At 71.8% G+C, this 22181-nt stretch carries 20 protein-coding genes and 1 pseudogene; 9 read left to right on the plus strand and 12 right to left on the minus strand.

Annotated features, from left to right (window positions below; genetic code table 11):
- Positions 1-5: 5 nt before the first annotated feature.
- From LXN57_RS41685 to LXN57_RS41695, 3 genes are read left to right on the plus strand one after another with little or no spacing between them, the layout of a single operon-like run.
- Positions 6-1190 carry an FxsB family cyclophane-forming radical SAM/SPASM peptide maturase gene (locus tag LXN57_RS41685; RefSeq protein ID WP_251803831.1) on the plus strand — a complete coding sequence of 395 codons (1185 nt, stop codon included), beginning with the start codon at positions 6-8 and terminating at the stop codon, positions 1188-1190.
- The gene (locus LXN57_RS41690) at positions 1180-2862 is read left to right on the plus strand and encodes an HEXXH motif domain-containing protein (RefSeq protein WP_251803832.1); all 1683 of its coding nucleotides are present in this window, start codon (positions 1180-1182) and stop codon (positions 2860-2862) included. Before LXN57_RS41685 ends, LXN57_RS41690 begins: the two co-directional genes overlap by 11 nt.
- A gap of 28 nt (positions 2863-2890) precedes the next feature.
- Entirely contained in the window at positions 2891-3466 is a 576-nt protein-coding gene (locus tag LXN57_RS41695) for an MFS transporter (protein ID WP_285904731.1), read from the plus strand.
- A gap of 16 nt (positions 3467-3482) precedes the next feature.
- Here LXN57_RS41695 and LXN57_RS41700 read toward each other — a convergent pair whose 3' ends face one another.
- Together LXN57_RS41700 and LXN57_RS41705 are read right to left on the minus strand one after the other, a co-directional pair.
- Positions 3483-4337 (minus strand): aldo/keto reductase, encoded by an 855-nt coding sequence (locus LXN57_RS41700; protein WP_251803834.1) that lies wholly within the window; start codon positions 4335-4337, stop codon positions 3483-3485.
- A gap of 139 nt (positions 4338-4476) precedes the next feature.
- A complete protein-coding gene (locus LXN57_RS41705; RefSeq protein WP_251803835.1) occupies positions 4477-5355 on the minus strand; it encodes a helix-turn-helix transcriptional regulator in 879 nt (292 codons plus the stop codon).
- Positions 5356-5510: 155 nt separating this feature from the next.
- Here LXN57_RS41705 and LXN57_RS41710 point away from each other — a divergent pair, with 155 nt between their 5' ends.
- Together LXN57_RS41710 and LXN57_RS41715 are read left to right on the plus strand one after the other, a co-directional pair.
- Complete coding sequence (locus tag LXN57_RS41710) at positions 5511-6305, plus strand: aldo/keto reductase (RefSeq protein WP_251803836.1); 795 nt, start codon at positions 5511-5513, stop codon at positions 6303-6305.
- Positions 6306-6337: 32 nt separating this feature from the next.
- Positions 6338-6829, plus strand: a complete 492-nt coding sequence (locus LXN57_RS41715; protein WP_251803837.1) for a GNAT family N-acetyltransferase — start codon at positions 6338-6340, stop codon at positions 6827-6829.
- A 50-nt stretch (positions 6830-6879) separates the two neighbouring features.
- Here the strand turns inward: LXN57_RS41715 and LXN57_RS41720 are convergent, their stop codons facing one another.
- Entirely contained in the window at positions 6880-7263 is a 384-nt protein-coding gene (locus LXN57_RS41720) for a VOC family protein (protein ID WP_251803838.1), read from the minus strand.
- Positions 7264-7297: 34 nt separating this feature from the next.
- Entirely contained in the window at positions 7298-7840 is a 543-nt protein-coding gene (locus LXN57_RS41725) for a GNAT family N-acetyltransferase (RefSeq protein ID WP_251803839.1), read from the minus strand.
- Positions 7841-7932: 92 nt separating this feature from the next.
- Here LXN57_RS41725 and LXN57_RS41730 point away from each other — a divergent pair, with 92 nt between their 5' ends.
- Positions 7933-9666, plus strand: coding sequence for a serine/threonine-protein kinase (locus LXN57_RS41730; RefSeq protein ID WP_251803840.1), 1734 nt, complete (start codon positions 7933-7935; stop codon positions 9664-9666).
- Between the two features lie 6 nt (positions 9667-9672).
- Here the strand turns inward: LXN57_RS41730 and LXN57_RS41735 are convergent, their stop codons facing one another.
- Entirely contained in the window at positions 9673-12042 is a 2370-nt protein-coding gene (locus LXN57_RS41735) for a Tex family protein (protein ID WP_251803841.1), read from the minus strand.
- 196 nt (positions 12043-12238) lie between these two features.
- On the opposite strand from LXN57_RS41735, the gene LXN57_RS41740 reads away from it, so the two are divergent.
- Positions 12239-12958, plus strand: coding sequence for a PP2C family protein-serine/threonine phosphatase (locus tag LXN57_RS41740; RefSeq protein ID WP_251803842.1), 720 nt, complete (start codon positions 12239-12241; stop codon positions 12956-12958).
- Here the strand turns inward: LXN57_RS41740 and LXN57_RS41745 are convergent.
- A complete protein-coding gene (locus tag LXN57_RS41745) occupies positions 12945-14222 on the minus strand; it encodes an MFS transporter (protein WP_251803843.1) in 1278 nt (425 codons plus the stop codon). The two genes, LXN57_RS41740 and LXN57_RS41745, sit on opposite strands and share 14 nt — an antisense overlap.
- 161 nt (positions 14223-14383) lie before the next feature.
- Positions 14384-14959: pseudogene (locus LXN57_RS41750) on the minus strand (winged helix-turn-helix domain-containing protein); the annotation flags it as partial.
- Positions 14960-15116: 157 nt separating this feature from the next.
- Here LXN57_RS41750 and LXN57_RS41755 point away from each other — a divergent pair.
- Positions 15117-15365, plus strand: a complete 249-nt coding sequence (locus LXN57_RS41755; RefSeq protein ID WP_251803844.1) for a PspC domain-containing protein — start codon at positions 15117-15119, stop codon at positions 15363-15365.
- 165 nt (positions 15366-15530) lie between these two features.
- Here LXN57_RS41755 and LXN57_RS41760 read toward each other — a convergent pair whose 3' ends face one another.
- Genes LXN57_RS41760 through LXN57_RS41775 form a run of 4 tightly spaced genes read right to left on the minus strand, consistent with a single transcriptional unit; the run spans position 15531 to position 20092 of the window.
- Positions 15531-16421: a cytochrome c biogenesis CcdA family protein gene (locus tag LXN57_RS41760; protein WP_251803845.1), complete on the minus strand. Its 891-nt coding sequence runs from the start codon at positions 16419-16421 to the stop codon at positions 15531-15533.
- Between the two features lies 1 nt (position 16422).
- Complete coding sequence (locus tag LXN57_RS41765) at positions 16423-16989, minus strand: TlpA family protein disulfide reductase (protein WP_251803846.1); 567 nt, start codon at positions 16987-16989, stop codon at positions 16423-16425.
- Entirely contained in the window at positions 16986-18458 is a 1473-nt protein-coding gene (locus LXN57_RS41770; protein WP_251803847.1) for an NADH-quinone oxidoreductase subunit NuoF family protein, read from the minus strand. The genes LXN57_RS41765 and LXN57_RS41770 overlap by 4 nt, the downstream gene beginning before the upstream one ends.
- Complete coding sequence (locus LXN57_RS41775; RefSeq protein WP_251803848.1) at positions 18455-20092, minus strand: translation initiation factor III; 1638 nt, start codon at positions 20090-20092, stop codon at positions 18455-18457. The genes LXN57_RS41770 and LXN57_RS41775 overlap by 4 nt, the downstream gene beginning before the upstream one ends.
- A 474-nt stretch (positions 20093-20566) precedes the next feature.
- Between LXN57_RS41775 and LXN57_RS41780 the strand changes: the two genes are divergently transcribed.
- A complete protein-coding gene (locus LXN57_RS41780) occupies positions 20567-21406 on the plus strand; it encodes a hypothetical protein (protein WP_251803849.1) in 840 nt (279 codons plus the stop codon).
- Between the two features lie 18 nt (positions 21407-21424).
- Here LXN57_RS41780 and LXN57_RS41785 read toward each other — a convergent pair whose 3' ends face one another.
- The gene (locus LXN57_RS41785) at positions 21425-22177 is read right to left on the minus strand and encodes a PP2C family protein-serine/threonine phosphatase (RefSeq protein WP_251803850.1); all 753 of its coding nucleotides are present in this window, start codon (positions 22175-22177) and stop codon (positions 21425-21427) included.
- Positions 22178-22181: the final 4 nt, after the last annotated feature.

Genomic DNA, 22181 nt, shown 5'->3' on the forward strand with positions numbered 1-22181 from the left:
CGCCGATGGACGGCCGCTGGCCCGACGACCTCGATGTGACCGCGCTGACGGCGCAGGGGTGGCGGCCGAAACGCTTCAACCAGTTCGTCGTCAAGATTCACAGCCGCTGCAACCTGGCTTGCGGATACTGCTACGTCTACGAGTCGGCCGACGAGAGCTGGCGCGACCAGCCCAAGATCATGACCGAGGCGGTCCTGACCGAGGCCTGCCGGCAGATCGACGAGCACGCCGGGGCGACGGTGAGCCTGGTCTTCCACGGCGGCGAGCCGCTGCTGGCCGGGGCCGCGCATCTTGACCGGCTGGCCGCGGCCGCGACCGCGATCCTGAGCCCGGGCCGGCGCTTGCGGCTCGGACTGCAGACCAACGGGTTGCTCCTGGATCCCCGGATGATCGAGGTCTGCGACCGCTGGGGCATCCGGGTGGCGGTGAGCCTGGACGGCGACGAGGCCGGCCACGACCGCCACCGCACATTCCGCGACGGCGGCGGCAGCCACGCCGGGGTCGCCCGGGGCCTGCGACTGCTGCAGCAGCACCGGCACCTGTACGCCGGCCTGCTGTGCACGGTCGACCTGGCCAACGACCCGGTGACGACCTACGAGGCGCTGCTGGAGTTCGAGCCGCCGACGGTGGACTTCCTGCTGCCGCACGCGAACTGGACCACTCCCCCGGCCGGCGCGCGGGCCGCGTACGGGAAATGGTTGTCCCAGATCTTCGACCGCTGGTTCGACGCGCCGGTCCGCGAGTCCGGCGTGCGGCTCTTCGACGACATCCTGGCCCTGACGCTCGGCGGCATGGGCACGTCCGAATCGGTGGGCCTGCAGCCGATCCGGGTCGCCGTGATCGAGACCGACGGCACGGTCGAGCAGGTCGACACGCTCAAGACCGCCTTCGCCCGCGCCACCCGGGTACGCGCCGCGGCCGGTGGCAACCCGCTCGATCAGGCGCTGCGGCAACCGCAGATCGTCGCGCGGCAACTGGGAGCGGAGGCGCTGTGCCGGACGTGCCGCGACTGCGAGATCCACGAGATCTGCGGCGGCGGCAACTACACCCACCGCTTCCACGCCGGGAACGGCTTCCTCAACCCGTCGGTCTACTGCGCCGACCTGACGTTCCTGATCGGCCACATCCGGGCCCGCGTGTCCGGCGAGCTCGCGAAGATCCGCACAAGGAGGCCGACGGGTGGAGACTAGGGCCGGCACGCTGGTGCGCGACCTCGGCACGGGTTTCGGGACGCCCGGGAACCTGGCCCGGCTGGCCGCCGGTCAGCGGCAGAAGCGCCAGGTGCTGCTGCGCATGCTGCTCAGCGACGCCGCCGGCGTCGAGGGCTCCGGCCTGGCCGAGGCGGCGCCGCACATCACCGGCGAGCTGCTCGACTACCCGAACGTCGGCGTCTGGCTCGTGCGCTGCATCCGGCGGATCGCCCACCCCGACAGCCGCGACGACGTGCCGCTCTGGGCCGATCTCGGCTATCTGGGCTGGCTGCGGGCGGCCGCGTTCGTCACCGCACGGCAGGCCGGCAGCGTCGAGGTCGTCGTGCGGGACGGCGTTGTCATGCTGCCCGGGCTGGGGCTGGCCCGGCTCGGACCGCCCGGGACGAACGGCCACGCGACGCTGACCGGGTCGTTCGAGTTCACGATGGGCGACACCCGGTTGAAGGTGCGCGACGCCGGCGGCGAGGGCGACGAGCGGTGGCTGCCGCTGCGCAAGCTGGGCTCGACGTACTCGACCCTGCGGACGGTCCACCTGGATGATCTCGACCCGTTCCGGGACTTCTCCGATCCGTACACAAATGCGCAATTGACGGCCCCGCCCCCGCGCCTGACCGCGGCCCAGGCGGCACAGTGGTCACGAGCCTTCGCGGGCGCGCTCGAGATCCTCCGGCGGCAGCACGAGGGCTACTCGACCGGCATCGACGAGGTGCTGCGCGCGGTGGTGCCGCTGACCGCGGAACCGGTGGCCAACGGGGTCAGCAACACCTCACTGCACGCGTACGGCGGGGTGAACATGAGCGCCGCGGGCGGTCCGCAGCAGTTCGCGCTGACGCTCATCCACGAATGCCAGCACGCGAAGCTCACCGCGCTCAGCGACCAGGCCGAACTGCAGAAGCCCTCGACGGCCAAGGACCTGTACGCGCCGTGGCGGGACGACCCGCGTCCGCTGACCGGCCTGCTGCAGGGCATCTACGCGCACATCGGCGTCACCGACTTCTGGCGGGTCTACCGGCGCGAGGCCGGCCCGAAGTCCACGATGGCCGACGTCGAGTTCGCCCGCTGGCGCACCCAGGTGCGGCAGGCGCTGCTCGTCGCGGCCGCCTCGCCGCTGCTGACCGAGGCCGGCACAGCCTTCGTCGAGGCCATGGGCGCGGCGATCCGGCACTGGTCGCACGAGACCGTGCCCGCCCGGCTCGAGACGCTGGCCCGGGAGTCGTCGGCCGGCCACCTGGTGGCGTGGCGGGTCCGCAACATGACCGTGAACGTCGACGACCTGCGCGAACGCTGGACGCGCGGGCTCGACGCGGGCGACCTGCCCCAGGCGCGGGTGGTCCCGGGCGACGTCCCGCCGCGCAGCCGGCTGCCGGTCGGATACGTCAAGATGAACCGGGCCGCCGGCGTCGAACCGGCTCCGGACACCCCGCCCGCCGACCTCGCCTACACCGACGGCGACTACGAACGGGCGCTGGCGCTCTATCGGGCCGAGACCCCCGACACGCCCGAATCGTGGGCGGGCCTGGCACTCTGCCTACGGCAACTCTCCGACGAGCAATCGGTGTCGGCGCTGTTCCAGCGACCCGAGGTGGTGGCCGCCCTGTGGCGGGCCACGCGGGCCGACGTCGTCCAGCTGACCATGTGGCTCTCCTCTTGATCCTGCGCAACCGGCGCTTCCTGGCGCTGTGGAGCGGCAACGCCCTGTCGCTGATCGGCACGGCCGGCGTCCGCATCGCCTATCCCCTGCTGGCGCTGGCCCTGTTCGACTCGCCGCGCTGGCCGGCTGGGTCGCCTTCGCCGCCACCGTGCCCAACCTGCTGCTCCAGGTGCCGGCCGGCCTGGTCGCCGACACGGTCAACCGGCGCACGCTCATGCTGGTGGCGCAGGCAGCCGGGCTGATCGCCACGGCCGCGGTGCTGCTGGCGACGGCAACCGACCTCCGCGCGACGGCAATCGTGCTGGTGGTGGCGGCCGTGATCGAAGGCTCGGCGTTCGTCTTCTTCATCATCGCCGAGGTGGGCGCGGTGCGCGACGTCGTCGACGAGCATTCGAACCCCGCGCTGGGCCGCATCGTCAGCGCCGCCGCCGTCATCACCGACGGCGCCGTCCCGATCGGCGCCCTCGCCGGCGGCTGTCTGCTGGCCGCCACCAGCCCCGAGAGCACCGCCCACATCCTGCTGATCGCCATGCTCGCCGCCGCCCTCCTGTGCACCCGGTACCTGCGGCCCGCCCCGCACCCGGTAACAGAAGGAGCCTCCTAGTGTTTCGTGGCTGCGATCAGGTGAGCTTCATGCCGTTGATGGCGTCGACGGTGTCGGCGTCGCGGGGGTCGTAGGCCGGCCCGGTTCTGCCGTCGAGGGTCGCGATGCGCGCCATGTCGGCGTCGGTGAGCTCGAAGTCGAAGACGGCTAGATTCTCGCGGATGCGCTGCGGCCTGGTGGACTTCACGACCGCCGGCACCTGGCGCTGCATCAGCCAGCGCAGCACGATCTGAGCTGCGGACTTGTCGTACGCGCGGGCCAGTTCGGTGAGCACCGGGTCCTGGAGCAGGTCGTGCTGGCCCTGTGCCAGCGGACCCCAGGCTTGAAGCTGCACGGTGCGCTTGCGCATGGCCTGCTCGTCGGCGGCGCGCTGGTGGTACGGGTGCGTCTCGACCTGGTCGACGGCCGGGACGATCTCGTTGTGCGCGATGAGATCGGTGAGCCGGTCGGGGTGAAAGTTGGAGACGCCGACGGCGCGTACCGAGCCCTGGTGAGAGGCGGCTTCCAACGCGCGCCAGGTGCCGTAGTAGTCGCCGTAGGGCGCGTGGATCAGGCACAGGTCGAGCCGGTCGAGGCCGAGCTCACGCAGCGACGTCTCGAACGCGCGCTTGGCGGGTTCGTCGCCGGCGTCCTGGATCCAGAGCTTCGTCGTGACGAACAACTCGTCGCGCGGGATGCCACTGGCGGCGATCGCGCGCCCCACGGCTTCCTCGTTCCGGTAGGCCGCCGCGGTGTCGATCGAGCGGTAGCCGGCCTCGAGCGCATCGAGGACAGCTCGCTCGGTGTCCGCCGGCGGAATCTGGAAGACGCCGAAGCCGAGCAGAGGCATGTCGACGCCGTTGTTCAGGGTGATGGTGGGGACCTTGCTCATGACCGTGCTCCCGGTGATCCGTCGTGGTCGTTCCTGCCCCTTCAGGAAAGCCCGGCATCCGGCTCGGCTGAGAGTCCCTGACCTGGCAGGTACCGGCAGGGCCCCCCAGCGCCGACGTGCCCCCGCGCGAGTTCGCCGGTCAGCTTTCGGTCCGGGCGCCGTCCGCCGTGCCGGTCATGGTCGCGGCCCAGCCGGCTAGCAACGTCAGAGCGTCAGCGGCGGCACTGCCCGGCTCGGCGTTGTAGACCGACAGTTGCAGGCCGCTGCCATCCGGTAGGGGCAGCGCCTCGAAGTCGAGGGTGAGTTCGCCGACGACCGGGTGCCGGAAGCGTTTGCTGCCGTCGCGGAAGGCGTACACGTCGTGCGAGCCCCACAACACCCGGAACGTGTCGCTACGGGTCGACAACTCACCGATCAAGTTCGACAGCAGGCGGTCGTACGGATTCTTGGCCGCCTCGGCCCGGAAATGCCCGACGGTGCTGCGGGCGATGCGGTCGTAGTCGGCGAAGAAGTGCCGGGCAGCCGGGTTCAGGAACGCGAACCGCGCCATGTTCCCGTCGCAAGCGGGATCGGCGTACAGGTCGGTCAACAGGGCGCGGCCGAGCGAATTGGTCGCCAGCACATCGAAACGATTGTTGTGCACGTACGCCGGCATGCCGGGCATGCCCTCGATCATCCGCGCCACCGACGGCCGCACCGCCGGGGCCACGGCACGCCTGCTCACCCGGGATCGCGGGGTAGCCGCCGTCCGCGCCAGGTGATGCAGGTGGGCCCGTTCGATCTCGTCCAGTTGCAGCGCCCGGGCCAACGCGTCCAAGACGCTCTCGGAGACACCACCCAAGTTGCCACGCTCGAGCCGGGTGTAGTAGTCGGCGCTCACCCCGGCCCGCTGGGCGACCTCGCTGCGCCGCAGCCCCGGCACCCGCCGCTCGCCGTACGACTGCACGCCCGCCTGCTCCGGCGTGATCCTGCCCCGGCGCGACTTGAGGAAGTCGCTGACTTCCGCCCGGTTGTCCATAACACCAGCGTAGGCACGTCACCCACCGGCTGAGGGTCCCTGCCGGTACCCCCCACACGGCGAGGCAGGAACCACGCTGGACCGCCGTGGAGCACGGGCTCCCGAACTCGCCGCCCGGCCGGTAGCGTCCGTTCCCGACTCAAGGAGGCGACGGCATGCCGCATCTGAGCGGTGGACGGATCGGTTTCGGGGCCATGCAGCTACCCACGTCGCCGGAGGGGCGTGAGTCGTCGGTGCGGCTGCTGCGGAGAGCCGTCGAACTGGGCGTCCCGCTGATCGACACGGCGTACCTCTACGGCGGCGGCGCCAACGAAGAGCTCATCGCCGAGGCCCTGCACCCGTACCCCGCCGATGTCCTCATCACGACGAAGGTGGGCGTTTCCGGTTCGGGTCAGCTCAGCGACTGGCGGCTCGACGGCCGCCCCGATTCACTGCGCCGCCAGGTGGACGGCTGCCTGCAACGGTTGCGATTGGAGCGGATCGAGCTGTTGCAACTGCACCGCGTCGACCCGTCGGTGCCGCTGGCCGACCAGGTCGGCACTCTGGCCGAGCTGGCCGCTGAGGGCAAGGCCGCCCGGATCGGCCTCTCCGAGGTCTCGGTCGACGAACTGGAGCAAGCTCGCGCGATCACCGGGATAGCCACCGTTCAGAACCGCTACAACTTCGCCGATCGCACGCACGAGCCGGTTCTGCGGGCGTGCGGCCGCCTGGGCATCACATTTCTGCCCTGGCGGCCGCTCGCCCACGAGGGCGGCGAAGTCGAGGCGGTGGCTGCCGAGCTGTCCGTGACCGCCGCCCAGGTCGTACTCGCCTGGCTGTTGACCCGCTCTCCCGTCATGCTCCCCATTCCGGGCACTGCGTCCGTCTCCCACCTGGAGGAGAACCTTGCCGCCGGCCGTCTGGACCTGACCACGGACCACCTTTCCCGGCTCGCGGCGGGCAGTCCGTGAGGTCAGCGTGCACGGTGGGCGACCATGAAGCGATGACCCGGCTGCCGCGCGTCACTCTCGTCCCGTTCACCGAGGCTCTGCTGCCCACCGTGCAGGTGTGGTTCGCCGACGCTGAGGTGCAGCGGTGGCTGGGCGGGCCGGACTGGCCGGCGCAGGGACTGCGGATGCAGGGGCAGGGCATCGGCGAGATCTTCCGGGGGCGGCGGGTCGTGCGGGTCCACACGTGGGTCGCGCTCGACGTCAACGGCGAGGCGGTGGCGCTGATCGGCGGGGACGTCTATGACCCGGGGCCCGAGCTCGGTTTCGCGTACGTCGTCGACCCGGCACGGTGGCGGCAGGGTTACGGCGTCGCGACGCTGCTGGCCGTGGTCGCCCACCCGGCGCTGGCCGACGTCGTGGTCTTCACCGCCGGGATCGAGCCGGCGAACGTGGCCAGCACCCGCTGCGCGGCCGCCGCCGGCTTGCGGCCCGACGACCCCGAGCCGGATTTCGAGGGCATCGTGCACCACGTGCTGCGACGCTGAGGCCGGCCACGAAAGCCCAGCCGGCGCCGAGGCCGGCCACGAACGGCGCCTCAGTCCCAGCTGGTGGCCAGGCGGTCGAACGTGGCGTCGTCGCTGTGCCGCGGAATCACGCAGGCCAGCTGGCCGCCCGGGATCCGCAGGATGTGACAGTCGAGCCACTGGTCGATCTGCTCGGCGCCCAGCGCGACCAGGCGGGCCGTCTCGGCCTCGACGTCGTCGGTCTCGAAGTCGAGATGGTAGCGAGCGGTGTCGTCGATCGACTGGATCGCCAGCGTCAGCCCCGGCAGCACGCCGGGCAGCGACAGGAACTGCGGCTCGCCCGGCGGCGACGTGGGCGTCACCCCGAGCGCGGCCGACCAGAACGCGGCGGCGCTGCCGGTTTCCTCTTTCGGCACGTCGATCAGGATCGTGGACAGACGACTGCGATGGGCCATGCGAGCACCCAACCACACGGGTGCGACAGGTTTCTCAGGACGAGGGGATCAGCCACTCGTTCGACAGGAGGCCGTAGATCAGGTCGTCGGTCCACTCGCCCTTGATGTAGGTCTGCTGGCGCAGCTTGCCCTCCAGGGTGAAGCCGAGCCGTTCCAGCAGCCCGGCCGAGGCCAGGTTGCGGGCGTCGCACTCGCCGGCCACCTTGTGCAGGCCCCGCACCCGGAAGAGCCGGTCGAGCACCGCCGTGACCGCCTCGAAGGCGTACCCCTGCTTCTGGTGCTGCTTGGCCAGGGTGAAGCCGATCTCGGCCTGCTTCAGGTTGTCGTGCAGGTGGACGGCCACATCGCCGACGAGCTCGTGGCCGGCGGTGCGCTCGATCGCGTACTGGAACCAGCCCGGCTGGTCGGGGTCGGAGGCGATGAAGTTGGCCACCGCCGTCTCGGCCCGCAACAACGGGAACGGCGCGTCCCACGACTGGTAACGCGCGACCTCCGGCTCCGACCGGTACGCGGCGAGGACGGCGGCGTCCGCCGGACGGAACCGCCGCAGCACCAGCCTCTCGGTCGCGATCAACATTCGCCGAGAATAAACCCCGACAGCGCAGGCAGGAGCCGAGACACCACCCGATACAGTGACGGCTTCTGATTTCTCCGGGACTGGGGGCGGTCATGCGTCCGGAGCCACTACGTCCGCACGATCCGGCCCGGCTGGGCTCGTACGAGCTCGTCGGCCGGCTCGGCGAGGGCGGCATGGGCACCGTCTACCTGGCGAGGACGGCTGCGGGGGCACAGGTCGCGGTCAAGGTGGTGCGGGCCGACCTGTCGCCGGACGACGAGTTCCGCCGTCGGTTCCGCAGCGAGGTGGCGCGCGCCCGGCAGGTGCCCCCGTTCTGCACGGCCGAGGTGCTGGACGCCGACCCCGACGCGGAACACCCCTACCTCGTCGTCGAGTACGTCGACGGGCCGACGCTGGCGCAGGTGGTCGACGACCGCGGCCCGCTCACCGCGGCCAACCTCCACAGTGTCGCGATCGGCGTGGCGACCGCGCTCACCGCGATCCACGGGGCCGGGGTGATCCACCGCGATCTCAAGCCGCGCAACGTGTTGCTCGCGCCGGGCACGCCCAAGGTGATCGACTTCGGCATCGCGCGGGCCGTCGGGGGCACCGCCACCGGCAACACCGCGCCCGAGTTCATGATGGGCACCGTGGCCTACATGGCGCCCGAGCGGTTCGGGGACGCCGAGGTGCCGCTGACCGCCGCGGCCGACATCTTCGCGTGGGGCGGCGTGGTGATGTACGCGGGCACCGGGCGCACCCCGTTCGGCGGCGACTCGCCGCTGGCCACGGCCGGGCGCATCCTCACACAGCAGCCCGATCTGTCCGGCCTGGGCGGTCCGTTGCGCGAGCTGGTCTCGTACGCCCTGAGCAAGGACCCGGCCGACCGGCCCTCCGCCCGCGAACTGCTCGACATGCTGGTGGCCGGCCCGTCCCGGCCCGCCGCCACCGCCGCCGCCCTGGCCGGTCAGCCCGACCTGCGCGCCGCCGCCAACCAGGCCCAGTCGGTGACCGGCCTGCTGACGGCGCCCGCCCCCGGCGAGCCACCCACCCCCGAGGGGCCGACCGTGCCGGTGTCGGCCGTGCCGGGCATGGTCGAGCCGGACCAGGAGCGCCGCGGCCGCCGCTGGTTCCTGCCGGCCGCGATCGCGCTGCTGGTGATGGCCGTGATCGCGGGCACGATGATGCTGGTCTTCGGCTCGCCCGCCGATCAGGTGGCCGGCCCGGGCACGACCGTCCCGGCAACCGTGTCGCCGCTGCCGCCCGCGGGCCCGCTACTGCTCGCCGACGATCTCGACCGGAACCGGTTGTGGCTGGCCAAGACCGAGCCCGACGGCAAGTCGTCGTGCGTGTTCACCGGCGGCGAGTTGCACGTCCGGATCGACGGGAAGCCGCTCTACAAGTGCCGCGGCCCGCAGGACACGCTGCCCGACGACCTCAGCATCGACGTCGGCGTCCGGCTGGTCAGCGACGGGGCGTGCGCGGCGATCTGGTACCACTTCAAGCTGCCGCGCGGCGGGCACCTCGTCCGCGTCTGCCAGGACAACGTCTTCGTCGGCACGCACCAGAGCGCCGAGGTCAGCGTGACCCGTACGCTGCCGCTCGACAACCCGATCCAGGTGGGTGGCCCGCCGGTGCGCATCGGCCTGCACGTAGCCGGCGACGTGGTGACCGTGTCGCGCGACGGGGTGGCGCTGGGCGAGGCGCCGCTGGGCGACGCCGAGATCACCGGCAACCGGGTGCTGCTGGGCGTCTTCCTCGACCGCGACACACCCGACTCCGGGTCGGCCGAGGTCGCGTTCGACCACATCGAGGTGCGGGAACCGGGCCGGCCCGGTCCCCGCTGATCCCGATCAGTCCTTCGACAGGCCCGCGCGGCGCAGCGCGTCGGCCATCGCCCCGCCGTTGAAGCTGGCCGGCGGCTGCTGCTTCTGCTGCCGCTGGCCGCCGCCCTGACGCGGTTGCCCGCCCTGACGCGGCTGGCCGCCCTGCTGCCGGGGGCGCCCCTGCCCCTGGCCGCCCTGGCCGCCGCCCTGCTTGGGGCGGTCGTCGCGCGGCTTGCGGGACGGCTCGTCGGTCAGCCGCATGGTCAGCGAGATCCGCTTGCGCGCCTCGTCGACCTCGACCACGCGCACCTTGACCACGTCGCCCGATTTCACGACCTCGCGCGGGTCCTTGACGAACGTGTTCGACAGCGCCGACACGTGCACGAGCCCGTCCTGGTGGACGCCGATGTCGACGAACGCGCCGAACGCGGCCACGTTGGTGACCACGCCCTCGAGCACCATGCCCGGCTTGAGGTGGCCGATCTTCTCGACTCCCTCGGCGAAGGTGGCCGTGGTGAAGCCGGGGCGCGGGTCGCGGCCCGGCTTGTCCAGCTCCCGCAGGATGTCGGTGACGGTCAGCACGCCGACCGTGTCGGTGACGAACTTCTCGGGCCGCAACGCCTTCAGCAGCGGGCTGTTGCCGATCAGCGACTTGATGTCCGTTCCCGCGGAAGCCAGGATCGTGCGGACCACCGGGTACGACTCCGGGTGCACCGCGGACGAGTCGAGCGGGTCGTCGCCGTCCGGGATGCGGAGGAAGCCGGCGCACTGCTCGAACGCCTTGGGACCGAGCCGGGCCACCTTCTTGATCTCCCCGCGGTTCTTGAACGGCCCGTTCGAGTCGCGGTGCAGCACGATGTTCTCGGCCAGGCCCGCCCCGATGCCGGAGACCCGGGAGAGCAGCGGCGCCGAGGCGGTGTTGACGTCCACGCCGACCGCGTTCACACAGTCTTCCACGACCGCGTCGAGCGACTTGGACAGCTTGGACTCGGACAGGTCGTGCTGGTACTGGCCGACGCCGATCGAGCGCGGGTCGATCTTCACCAGCTCCGCGAGGGGGTCCTGCAGGCGGCGGGCGATCGAGACGGCCCCGCGCAGCGACACGTCCATGCCGGGCAGCTCCTGGGCCGCGTACGCGGAAGCGGAGTACACCGACGCCCCGGCCTCCGAGACCATCACCTTGGTCAGCTTGGCCTCGGGGTGGCGCTTGATCAGGTCACCGGCGAGCTTGTCGGTCTCGCGCGAGGCGGTGCCGTTGCCGATCGCGATCAGGTCGACGTTGTGCTTGCTGGCCAGGGCCGCGAGCCGGTGGATCGATTCGTCCCACTTGTTCTGCGGGACGTGCGGGTAGATCACGTCGGTCGCGACGACCTTGCCGGTCGCGTCGACCACGGCCACCTTCACGCCCGTACGGAATCCGGGGTCGAGGCCCATGGTGGCCCGGGTTCCCGCGGGGGCGGCGAGCAGCAGGTCGCGCAGGTTGGCCGCGAAGACCCGGACGGCTTCGTCCTCGGCCGCCTGCCACAGCCGTACGCGAAGGTCGGCCCCGAGGTGGATGAGGACCCGCGTCCGCCAGGCCCAGCGCACCGTGTCGAGCAGCCAGCGGTCGCCCGCCCGGCCGTGGTCGGCGATGTTGTTGCGGGCGGCGATGCGCGGCTCGAAGGTGGACTCGTCCTCGGGTTCGGGCTCCATCGTCAGGTCGAGCACGTCCTCCTTCTCGCCCCGGAACATGGCCAGGATGCGGTGCGAGGGCAGCTTCGCATACGGCTCGGCGAAGTCGAAGTAGTCGGCGAACTTCGCGCCCTCGGTCTCTTTCCCCTCACGCACCTTGGCCACCAGCCGGCCCCTGGTCCACATGCGTTCGCGCAGCTCGCCGATCAGGTCGGCGTCCTCGGCGAAGCGCTCGATCAGGATCGCCCGGGCGCCGTCGAGGGCGGCCTGCACGTCGGCCACCTCCTCGGTGGTGAACGCGGCGGCCGTCGCCTTCGGGTCGAGCGTGGGGTCGTCGAGCAGCTGGTCGGCCAGGGGCTCGAGGCCGGCCTCACGGGCGATCTGGGCCCGCGTACGCCGCTTGGGCTTGTACGGCAGGTAGATGTCCTCCAGGCGGGCCTTGGAGTCGGCGGCCAGGATCGCCTGTTCGAGCGCGTCGTCGAGCTTGCCCTGCGAGCGGATCGACTCCAGCACGGCGGCGCGTCTGTCCTCGAGCTCCCGCAGGTAGCCCAGCCGCTCCTCGAGCGTGCGCAACTGGGTGTCGTCGAGGGCGCCGGTCACCTCCTTGCGGTAACGGGCGATGAACGGCACCGTGGCCCCGCCGTCGAGCAGATCGACCGCGGCGGTGACCTGGCCGTCCCGGACGCCGAGTTCGGACGCGATGCGCTGATGAATGGCTGTCGTCACGACGACGATTGTCACCGACGGCGGCACTCCTTGTCCCGACGGGCCCCTTCTGTAGCTCGCAGGTGTGGCGACCGGTTTTTCGGCCCTTCGCGTTTGCCCAGTTCACAGCGCCGGGCGCCGCACTAACACAAACTCCCGTACGCACTACGCAGGAGGTACTAGAGACATCTGATCGAGGCTTTGGCAGTCTTGTCACATGACGCTTGTTGTCCGGGCGGTCGCCGCCACCGATCAGGGCCTCGTGCGGTCCAACAACGAGGACGCGGTCTTCGTCGGAAACAGGCTGCTGGTGGTGGCGGACGGCATGGGCGGCCTGCCCGCCGGCGAGCTGGCCAGCGACATCCTCGTGCAGTCGCTGAGCGTCGTCGACTCGATGCCCGACACCGGCGAGCCCCTGCAAGACCTGATCGCCGCGCTCGAGACCGCGAACGGCCGGATCGAGGCGGCGGTGGCCGACGACGACGCCCGTGACGGCATGGGCACGACGGTCACGGCGATCCTGCTCGCCGACGACCGGGTGGCGGCGCTCAACGTCGGCGACTCGCGCTGTTATCTCGTACGCGACGGCGAGCTGACCCAGCTGACCCGGGACGACACCTACGTGCAGGCGCTGGTCGACCAGGGCGTCCTGAGCGCGGCCGACGCCCGCCGGCACCCGCAACGCGCCCTGGTCACCCAGGCCGTGCAGGGCGGCCCGTTCCGCCCCGCGGGCCGCATGATCCCGGTCCGCCCCGGCGACCGCTTCCTGTTGTGCAGCGACGGCCTCTCCGATTACGTGGAAGACAGCGTGATCGCCGAGACCCTGCTGACCAACGCCGACCGCAAGACGGCCGCGGCCGAACTGGTGCATCGCACGCTCGAGAACGGCGCTCCCGACAACGTGACGGTCATCGTCGCCGACATCACCGAGGACTGATCTCGGGCAGGTCGTGCATGGTGCGCAGCGGTGAGAACCAGATCCAGAGCGCGCCGAGCAGGGCGCCGACGGTGGCGATCCACAGCGACGGGCGTACGCCGATGGTGGCGCCCAGCGCGCCGCCGAGCAGGGCGCCGATCGGCCTGATGCCGTAGTTGACCGTGCGTTTGAAGCCGGACACCACGGCCAGCATCGAGGGCGGGGTGGCGGCGGTCTGGGCGGAGCCGACGGTGATGTCGAGGACCATCACGCCCAGCGCGGCGAAGAACTCCGCGACGACGAGCACCATGAAGATCAGCCACTGCGGGCCGGACACCCACGGGACGAGAATCAGCGGGGCCGGGAAGAGCAGGAAGCCCAGGATCACCGACGGGCCGATGCCGATCCGGCGGCTGAGCGGGCCGGCCAGCGCGGCGCCGAGCAGGCCGCCGACCGAGCCCAGGCCGATGATCAGGCCCAGGCTTCCCGGGGACAGGTGCAGGCTGGTGGTCGCGTACAGGACGAACAGCGCGGCGAAGATGTAGTTGAACAGGTTGAGCGTCGTCGCGCCGAGCAGGATGGCCCGCAGGACGGCGGACCGGGCCACGTACAGCACACCCGCCTTCATGCCTCTGATCTCGTCGCCGGTGTCGGCGGGAGCCTCCGGGACGCGCACCCGGGTCAGGAAGACGGCCGACGCCAGGTAGGTGAGAACGTCGGCGATCAGGGCGAGCGGCGCGGTCAGCCACTGGACGAGCAGGCCGCCGGCGCTCGGCCCGGCCACGAACGAGGCGGCCCGGCTGCCGTTGAGCAGCGTGTTGGCGTCGACGTAGTCGGCCCGGCGCACCAGCGAGGCGAAGAGGCTGGCGTGCGCCACCTCGAAGAGCAGCGAGAACGCGCCGACCAGGAACGCGGCCACGTACAGCACGGGCAGGGTCAGCACGCCGGCCCACCAGAGCACGGGCACGGCCAGCAGCAGACCGGCCCGGCTCACATCCGCGATGATCATGACCCGCCGCTTGTCCGGCCGGCGATCGGCCCAGGCCCCGGCGGGCAGGGACAGGAACAGGTTGGGCAGCAGAGCCGCAGCCGTCAGGTAGCCCATTTGCGCGGGCCCGGCCCCGAGCGCGACCACGGCCAACAGCGGCAGGGCGATGAGCGTGATCTGGTCGCCGAGCAGCGAGACCGTCTGCGCCGACCAGTACCGCCGGAACGCCACCTCGCGCAGCAGCCGAACCGGCCCGGACCGGCTCGCCGCCGGGCCCACCGTCACCGGCGCGCTCATCGCTCCGCACCCCCGTCGGGCGGCGCTGATCCCGGAGAGCCCGCGCCACCCTCGGGCGAGGCTGAGCCCGGAGAATTCGCACCACCCACGGGCGAGGCTGAGCCCGGAGAATTCGCACCGCTCTCGAGCGACGCTGAGCCCGGCGGGACTGCGCCGTCTGTGGCCGGCGCCGGGCCGCGGGGGATCGCCATCTGAATGAGCTCGACCGGGCGCGAGCCCGGCGGCCGGGTGGCGGGGTCGGTGGCCCGCTCGCTGAACCGGGCGGTCAGCGCCTCCATCTGCTCGATGAGGTCGAGCAGCTCGGCCGGCGTCACGTGCACCAGCGCGTCACCGAACCCAGCCGCCGCCCGCCATTCGGTGGGCTCGTCGGCCCGCACCGCGAGGTAATCCTGGGCGCGCTGGGTGAACAGTCCGAGCAGCACGCTGTTGAGCTGGTCGGCGGCGGCGCGCATGGCCGGGTCATCGCTGTCGTCGTCCCACGCTGTGGTGCGAGCCGTCGCCGACCAGGGCCGCTCGCGGGCGTCGGCGCCCGGCACCCGCTCGACGAAGCCGTACCTGGCCAGCTGGCGCAGGTGGAACGAGCAGTTGGGCACGTTGTCGTCGAGGGCGGCCGCCGCCTGAGTGGCTGTCATCGGACCCTCGGAGCGCAACAGCCCGATCAGCCGGACGCGCAGCGGGTGCGCGTACGCCCGCAGGGTGCGGGGGTCGGTGACCTTCAACTTGCTCGGGTCAGTCATTCCTAGAGAATGCTTTAGAAAGATATCTCTAGCAAGTGGTTTCTCGGGGTCGGCGGATCAGGGTCGAGCCAGGGCAGATCCCGATGCCGCCGGGCGGCCGCGCGGACGACCATGGATACATCAGGCCGAACGAGCCAGAAGGAATGAGAGAGACGCCATGAACACCGTGCACGACAGCATGTCCCGCCAGGGCCTCACCCGGCCGCGCGAGGGCCGGCTCATCGCCGGTGTCGTCGCAGGACTGGCCCGCCGCTTCGGGATCGACCCGTGGCTGGCCCGGCTGCTCTTCGTCGTGGTCCTGCTGGCCATCCCGGGCAGCCAGATCCTCGTCTACCCGATCCTCTGGATCCTGATGCCGTCGGAGAAGCAGGCCTTCGCCACTTCCCCGTACCCGCCGGCCGTCTGACCCTTACCAGGTTCCGCGGATCGCCCGACGTTTTCCACAGTCACCCGTTGTCCACAGCCCCGAAGACGTGACCGCTCTGATCAGACGATAATGGTCGCGGGGGCCTCCCCCTGGGAGGGTGGGCTCCGGGGCTGCGGATGATCTAGGGGATCGGCCGGACGGCGTTCATCGCTCCGCGGCGGTCGCGGAGTCCGAGACCTCAACTCTTTCGCTGGAGAGCGGCCCGCCTTGTGCGGGCCGTTTCTTCGTCAGCAGCACCAGCAACAGGGCCGCGGCCACGACGGCCAGGAACGGCCACGCTCCTGCGGCCGAGACCGTGGAGCTCAGCCAGCGCTGCACCTCGGCGGCCGCGTTGATCACCGGGTCGGTGCCGGCCAGGCGCAGGTTGCCGGCCAGGCGCAACTCGTACCAGCCGTAGTAGGCCACGTAGAGGCCGCTGACCACCAGCACGGCTCCGCCGAGGCGCGGCACCATGGCGATCAGCCCGCGCATCCGGCTGATCACCGACACGCGCACGAGGGCCACGGCTACGGCGGTCGCGCTGACGACCAGGGCCATTCCCCCGGCGTACGCGAGGAAGAGCGCGACCCCCGAGCCGATCGACCCGGCACGCAGGCTCGACACCACGAGGGCGAGGAACGGGCCGACCGCGCAGCCGAGCGACGCCACGGCGTAGGCCATCCCGAAGAGCACCGTCGAACCGGTGGACCCGGTCAGAACAGGCGCCCGTACGGTCGGAGCCGGCAGCGATCGCCCGGTGAGGAGCCAGACGCCCAGCGCGGCCAGTCCCAGCCCGAGCACGACGGTCAGCCAGGGCAGACGGGGCTGCAACGCGCCGGCTATCGGGGTGAGCACGAGTCCGAACGCACCGAAGACCACGGCGTACCCGAAAGCCAGGAGCACACCGGCCCGGAGCGCGCGCCGGACGGCGGCGCCCGTGCGGCCCGGTTCCGCCGCGACCAGCACCGACAGGTACGCCGGGAGCAGGGCGAAGCCGCACGGGTTGACCGCGCCGAGCATGCCGGCGGTCAGCGCCAGCAGCAGTTCGCCGCCCACGTCAGGCGACCAGCGACTTCACCTGCGAGGTGAGCTGCAGGTCGTCGAGGTAGCCCGTGGTCACGACCGTGCCTGCGCGGTCCAGAACGACGTACAGGCTCTGCTCGGTGATCTTGAATTTCTTCCAGATCCGGCCGGCCCGGTCGTCGAGGTGCGTCACGTTGCCGACCTCGAGGTCCTTGACGAACTGGTGCATGTCCCGGTTGCCGCCCATGCCGGCAATGCCCAGGAAGTTGAGCCGGCTGCCGAACTCGTCCTGCAGGTCGCGGACGCTCTGCGCCTCACTGGCGCAGGTGGCGCACCAGGGGGCCCAGAACCACAGGATGGTGGGCTTGCCGGCCAGGGTGGTGGCGTCGAAGGGCTTGCCGTCCAGCGTCTTGCCGCTGAACTTCAGCGTGGCAGGCACGGTGACGGGCGGAGCCTGCGTAGCGCCGGACGAAGCAGAGGATGACGGAGCGGGCGCGGCCGCGGGAGGCGGCTCGACGAAGGCCGCCTCCTCCGGTTCACTGCCGCAGGCGGCGGTGAGCAGCACACCCGCCGTCGCGGCCAGCAACGCCCGCCGCCTCACTTGGTGGCCTCTTCGGTCAGTCGCAGGGCCAGCGCCGGGCAGACGTTGACGGCCTTGCGGGCACCGTTCTCGAGCCACGGCGGCAGCGGCGTCTGCGGGAACGCCGGGAAGCCGTTCGCGTCGAGCCGGATGATCTCGGGGGCGACCGCCGAGCACAGGCCGTGCCCGTCGCAGCGCGACCAGTCGACCGCGAGCCGCCGCGCGCCCTGCTCGGCCGTGTACGGCAGCGGGAGGATGCCCTTGACGCTCTTGCCGCAGCCCTCGCCGTTGGTGTGGGCCTCGACCTCCCGGGCGAAGACCTCGAGCGCCGACAGGGCGAACCGGGCCGTGCCGTCGGGGTGGCTGCACGCGCCGCGGCCCTTGACCACACCGGCCGCCTGACGCACGTTCTCGACCGCGTTGCCGCCGAGCGAGACCAGGGTGACCGCCCGGGCCAGGTCGGGCAGGCCGAGCCGGCACGGGCCGCACTGGCCGGCCGACTCGCCCGCCAGGTACTGCACGACCTGGGAGACCTCGCCCAGCGCGCAGGTCTTGGAGCCGATCGGGATCAGCATGCCGGCGCCGAGCGTGCCGCCGACCGAGGCGAAGCCCTTGCGCGAGATGGTGACGGTCTGCGCGGCCTCGGCGGTGATCCACTTGCCGTGGTAGCCGCCGACCAGCAGGCCGGGGCCGATGTCGGCGCCACACATGTTCAGCACGTCGATGAGCGGGGTGCCGGTCGGTGCCTCGACCACAGCCGGGTTGCTGGCCGAGCCGCCCACGGTCAGCATGACCGTGCCCGGCTCCTCGGGGATGCCGACCGCGTTGTACTCCCACGGGCCGAGCCGGGCCGCGATCGCCAGCTGGGAGTACGTCTCGGCGTTGGAGAGCAGGGTGGGCAGCCCCATCACGCCGTTGTCGCTGGAACGCACCTTGCGACCGGGCGGGATGTGCGCCTCGCCGTTGATGCCCCGGACCAGGGCGCCGCCCTCGCCGCTGATGAACCGGTGCGGCACGGTGACGATCCGGGTCGGGCACGGCATGCGCCGCTCGGCCAGGGCCGCGGTGATCGAGCTCTGACCGATGCCGTCGTCGGCGATGCCGATGACGATCTCCTCGGCGTCGAGCGCGGCCGCGGCCAGCGCGGCGCCGTCGAGGATCAGGTGCGGGGCCCGGGTGAGCACCGCCTTGTCCTTCCAGGACGGGGGCTCACCCTCGGTCGCGTTGACCACGATGACCGGCGGGAGTTCCTGCCGGCGGCACGAGTCGAGCACGGCGCGCACCTTGCGGGCGAACGGGAAGCCCGCGCCGCCGCGGCCGCGCAGTTCGATGCGGTCGGCCAGGCCGATCAGCTCGCCGGAGGACAGGGCCGCGAAGCCGCCGTGCACCTCCTGGTGGGCGACCAGGTCGAGACGGCCGTACTCGTCGAAGCCCGCGGTGATCCGCGGAGTGCCGATCGAGGTGACCGGCGGAACCTGCGACGCGCTCAATTCGCTTCCCCTCGCAGCTGCGACCAGTAACCGTCCTCGGCCGCGTCGTCGTCCCGCCCGCGTCCGCCGCGGCGGCCTGCCCGGCCGGCGTCGACGCGGGGAGGCTCGTCCCGGCCGCGACGACGCGGGGCCATGTCGACCAGGGTCGGCGAATCGTCGGCCTCGACGTAACCGTCGCCGTCGACGAACCCGGCCCGGCTGTGCCGTCCCGAGTCCTCGCCCCGCCGGCCGGGCGGGGCGACCTCGTAGTCGTCGGCGTAGCGGGCGTCGGCGTACCGGCCGCCGCGCTGGCGGGGCACCTCGTCGTACTCGTCGCGCCCGCTGCGGAGCGGCTCCTCGGAGAGCGGCATGTCGCCCCGGCGGCGCGAGCGCGGCGCGGGCTCCTCCTCCTCGGCGTAGCGGCGGCGGCGCGGGGCCGGCTCCTCGTAGTCGTCACGGCGCATCCGGGCGCCGGTGTTCTCGAGCTCGTCACGGCGCATCCGGGTGCCGGTCTCGTCGGGGCCGGGGCGGCGCATCCGCGTGCCGGTGTCGTCCACGCGCATCCGCGTGCCCGTCTCGTCCGGGCCGGGGCGGCGCATGCGGGCGCCGGTGTCCTCCAGCTCGTCGCGGCGCATGCGGGCGCCGGTGTCCTCCAGCTCGGGGCGGCGCATGCGGGTGCTCGTGTCCTCGCCCGGGTAGCGGCGGCCGCGCGGCTCGTCGTACTCGATCTCTTCCTCGACCCGGCGGCCGCGACGCGGACGGTCCTCGTCGTACTGCGGCATCATGCCGGTGGGCTCGTCGTACATCTCCTCGGCGCGGGCACGGCGCTGGCGGGGGGCGACCAGGTCCTCGTCCATCGGCGGCGGGGCCAAGGGCGGGGCGGTGACCGGGTTGGCGGCCGGGCGGAAGCTGTCGACGACGGCGACCGGGCCGAGCGTCTGGGGCTCGACCGGAGCCGGCCGGGCGCGGCGGCTCGGGCGCTTCAGCGCCGGCGAGGTGGTGGGCACCAGCGAGCCGACCGGCTTCAGGCCACCCGATGCGGCGGTCGAGGAGAAGTCCTTGCGGCGGTTGAGCGAGACCGACAGGCGGACGGCCAGGCCGACCAGCACACCGAGGACGCAGACGATGTAGCTCACGACGACCCAGGTGGCCGCCGGCCGGCCGGCGTTGAGCCCGTGCAGCAGGGCGATCGGCCAGATCAGGTACGAGATCGAGTGGATGCCACGCCACATCCAGGGGCTGCCCCGGCCGACGAACCGCGAGCGTGCGATGCCGGTCCACATGACCAGCATCATGACCCAGCCCGAGATCGTGCCGAAGCCGATCCAGACTCTGAACTGACCGGGCTGGAGGAACGGGATGAACACGTCGATGAGCGAGGCGTGCTTCTCGACGACCTTCATCCAGACGTGCAGCACGAGCGAGGTGACCGCGATGACGCCGGTGGTCCGGTGCGCGGATTGCAGTAGCACCCGCTGCCGGATCGACAGGACCAGCCGGTCGGTGGAGACGAGGCCGACCATGATCGTGATGGAAAGGGATACGAGCGTCAGCACGCCGATGTAGTACTCGGTGTAGTAGAAGACGTACACGTACCCGACACGTCCCGGCTTGGTCATCATCGCGACCGCCCAGAGGGCCGCGATCACGCTCACGGCGAGTATCGCCACCGCGCCCCTGGAGGGCGCGCCTTTTCCGGTAGCTCCGACATCGACGGCCACACGACTGGCGGATCGCTCGTTGTTCTTCGTCCTGGCCATTGACTCCTCGTTCTCCGCAGCGGTGACGTCCCGTGGGCGGTGGGACGCCGGCATCCGTGGGGAATGCCCCCTGCTTCAGGTTGTTGCCGGGCAGCGGTCGGCGTTCGGCCGGTCTCTGCCCATCCCCCAACTACGTGCCGCGGGCGGGATCGGATGAACGCCCGGGTCGACTTTTGTCGGCTTCTTTCCAGCGGGACCCGTCGAACCGGGCCTGAGCTGCGAAGACACGTCAAAGAAACTATTGGCCGAGTGACAACCAGGCCGTTACGGCTCAGTGACTCATCGCACCCGGTGAACCTTTCGGCCCGCATCTGCGAACCATCTCCTGTGCAGGCGTATCGACTGCCGGGCGAGAAGGAGATGATCGGCATGCGACACCTGACCCGGGCCTCTGCTCGGATGAGCACGGGCCGGATCAGCGCTGTCTTCGTCCTGGTCTTTGTGGTGACGCTGGCGGCATGGGGGGCACCGGCGTCGGCCGACGTGCCCGGCTTCGAGGTGAAGGTCGGCCAGGCCCCGTCGACGTTCACGATCGGCAAGGACGCCAAGACCTACACCGCGGTCGCCTCCACCGACCGGGGCCGCCGCTGCCTCAAGGTGCGCTGGGCGCTGACCATCGAGACCGAGGGCGTCAGCCTCGACCAGGTGCGGGTCACCCGGGTCGAGAACGGCCAGGCTTTCCCCGTACGGGCCGAAGTTCAGGACGAGGCGGCCACCGTGGTCGACGAGCGCCTCGACCCCGGGCAGCTGTGCCGCGACCGCACGGTCACCGCCCAGTGGAGCGTCGCCTTCACCGGCCCCGACAACGGCGAGGTGACCTTCCGGGCACAGGCCTTCGACGGCGCCGGCCGGCTGCTCAGCTCGACCGGTTCGCAGGCCCAGGTGGTCAGCCCGGTCGCGGCCAGGCCGACCAGGAGCCCGACCCCCTCCCCCACTCCGGAGGAGACGGAGCCGGCCCCCGAGGAGCAGGCGGCTGCGGCCGACGAGCCGGCGGCGGACGCGACCTCGGCCGGGGCGGCCGCGCTCAACCCGGCCTCGAGCAGCTCGAACGTGCTCGGCATCGGCCTGATCGTCGGCGCCCTGATGGTGTTCCTCGGCGTCGGCATGCTGCTGCGCCTGCGTACGCGTAATCGCCGCCAGCTGCTGCAGGCCGAGGCGCCCGCCATGCCCACCGGCTTCTACAACATGCCGGACCGGCACCGCCGCTAGATCCAGCCGGCGCCGGCGTCAGTCCACCGAGCGCTCGACGCGGATGACCACGGCGGTGGCGTTGTCGGCGCCGCCTGCGGTGAGCGTGTCGTCGAGCAGGGTGTGTGCGGCCGCGGCGGGGTCGTCGGTGGCCAGGATGCGGGTCAGGCGCTCGTACGTGAGCTGGTCGGAGACGCCGTCGGTGCAGAGCAGGTAGACGTCGCCGGGCCGCAGGGTGACGTTGAGCAGGTCGGGCTCGGAGGCGTCGGGGTGGCCGACGTACCGGGTGAGCCGGTAGCGGGCGGCCTTGGCCTCGTCCGAGTCGGCCGCGAACCAGCCGTGCAGCACGCCGAGCCAGTTGATCGTGTGGTCGACCGTCAGCAGGTCGAGCAGGCCGTCGCGCAGGCGGTAGACGCGGGAGTCGCCGAGGTGGACGATCCAGGCCGCCGGGTCGTCGCCGGCGGCCACGAAGGCGGTCAGCGTGCTGCCGGTCAGCTCGTCGAGGTTGCTGCCGGCCCGGCGTACGGAATCCTGGGCCTGCGAGACGGCGCCGCGCAGCGCGCCCGGCGAGTCGCCCACCAGCACCTCGCGCACGAAGACCTCGACCGCCGTGGCCCCGGCGACCGTGCTGCCCGGCCCCGAGCCGAGGCCGTCGGCCACCACCGCCAGCGGGCCGCCCGGCTCCAGGTGCACGACGTCGTAGTTGTCCTGGTACCGCTCCCCCACGACGCTGCCGGCCGCCGCGGTGAGGCGACGACCGGCAGTTGTCCAGGCGACCTTGCTGATGTCCACCTGT

Source organism: Paractinoplanes hotanensis, assembly GCF_023717965.1.
Taxonomy (GTDB): domain Bacteria; phylum Actinomycetota; class Actinomycetes; order Mycobacteriales; family Micromonosporaceae; genus Actinoplanes; species Actinoplanes polyasparticus.

Coding starts and splice junctions, on each gene's coding strand:
- LXN57_RS41710 (WP_251803836.1), top strand. CDS start 5,511: ATGCCGCATCTGAGCGGTGGACGGATCGGTTTCGGGGCCATGCAGCTA.
- LXN57_RS41755 (WP_251803844.1), top strand. CDS start 15,117: ATGAACACCGTGCACGACAGCATGTCCCGCCAGGGCCTCACCCGGCCG.
- LXN57_RS41780 (WP_251803849.1), top strand. CDS start 20,567: ATGCGACACCTGACCCGGGCCTCTGCTCGGATGAGCACGGGCCGGATC.
- LXN57_RS41685 (WP_251803831.1), top strand. CDS start 6: ATGGACGGCCGCTGGCCCGACGACCTCGATGTGACCGCGCTGACGGCG.
- LXN57_RS41715 (WP_251803837.1), top strand. CDS start 6,338: ATGACCCGGCTGCCGCGCGTCACTCTCGTCCCGTTCACCGAGGCTCTG.
- LXN57_RS41730 (WP_251803840.1), top strand. CDS start 7,933: ATGCGTCCGGAGCCACTACGTCCGCACGATCCGGCCCGGCTGGGCTCG.
- LXN57_RS41720 (WP_251803838.1), bottom strand. CDS start 7,263: ATGGCCCATCGCAGTCGTCTGTCCACGATCCTGATCGACGTGCCGAAA.
- LXN57_RS41745 (WP_251803843.1), bottom strand. CDS start 14,222: ATGAGCGCGCCGGTGACGGTGGGCCCGGCGGCGAGCCGGTCCGGGCCG.
- LXN57_RS41700 (WP_251803834.1), bottom strand. CDS start 4,337: ATGAGCAAGGTCCCCACCATCACCCTGAACAACGGCGTCGACATGCCT.
- LXN57_RS41725 (WP_251803839.1), bottom strand. CDS start 7,840: ATGTTGATCGCGACCGAGAGGCTGGTGCTGCGGCGGTTCCGTCCGGCG.
- LXN57_RS41705 (WP_251803835.1), bottom strand. CDS start 5,355: ATGGACAACCGGGCGGAAGTCAGCGACTTCCTCAAGTCGCGCCGGGGC.
- LXN57_RS41740 (WP_251803842.1), top strand. CDS start 12,239: ATGACGCTTGTTGTCCGGGCGGTCGCCGCCACCGATCAGGGCCTCGTG.